Source organism: Aliamphritea spongicola, from assembly GCF_017051665.1.
GTDB classification, from domain to species: domain Bacteria; phylum Pseudomonadota; class Gammaproteobacteria; order Pseudomonadales; family Balneatricaceae; genus Amphritea; species Amphritea spongicola.
The window spans coordinates 1-572 of record NZ_JAFIDL010000025.1 but is presented as its reverse complement, the minus strand read 5'-3'; the positions used below and the strand labels follow the sequence as shown (position 1 = coordinate 572).

Genomic DNA, 572 nt, shown 5'->3' with positions numbered 1-572 from the left:
CTGGCCACCGCATAGGTCAGAGCCCCGCCACTGGTGGTGCTGTCGTTACCCGCTACGGTGCCATTCACCGCCGTGTCTTCGTCGGTGGTTGCGGTGTCATCGGCAGCCGTTAAGTCTGTCACCGGATTAACCGTAATGTTGACAGTCTGCGTAGAGCTCTCACCGCTCGCCGCATCGGTGACCGTGTAGATGAAGCTGTCCGAACCATTGAAGTTCGCATCCGGGGTATAGGTATAGGTGCCATCGGTGTTAAACACCAGAGTGCCGTTCGCTACACCGCTGGCCACCGCATAGGTCAGCGCGCCGCCACTGGTAGTGCTATCGTTGCTGGCCACTGTCCCGTTTACGGCGGTATCTTCGTCGGTGGTGGCCGTGTCATCCGCAGCGGTCAGGTCGGTCACAGGATTAACCGTGATGTTTACCGTCTGAGTAGAGCTTTCGCCGCTGGCGGCATCGGTGACCGTATAAGTGAAACTGTCCGAACCGTTGAAGTTCGCATTTGGCGTGTAGGTGTAGGTGCCATCGGTGTTGAACACCAGTGTACCGTTGCTCACGCCAGTCGCCACGGCATA

The 572-nt window shown here is 58.2% G+C and carries 1 protein-coding gene; it reads right to left on the bottom strand.

Translation table 11 applies throughout. From position 1 onward, the window contains the following. Positions 1-572, bottom strand: a 572-nt coding sequence (locus JYB63_RS22560; RefSeq protein WP_205660184.1) for a tandem-95 repeat protein, incomplete at both ends; no start/stop codon positions are given.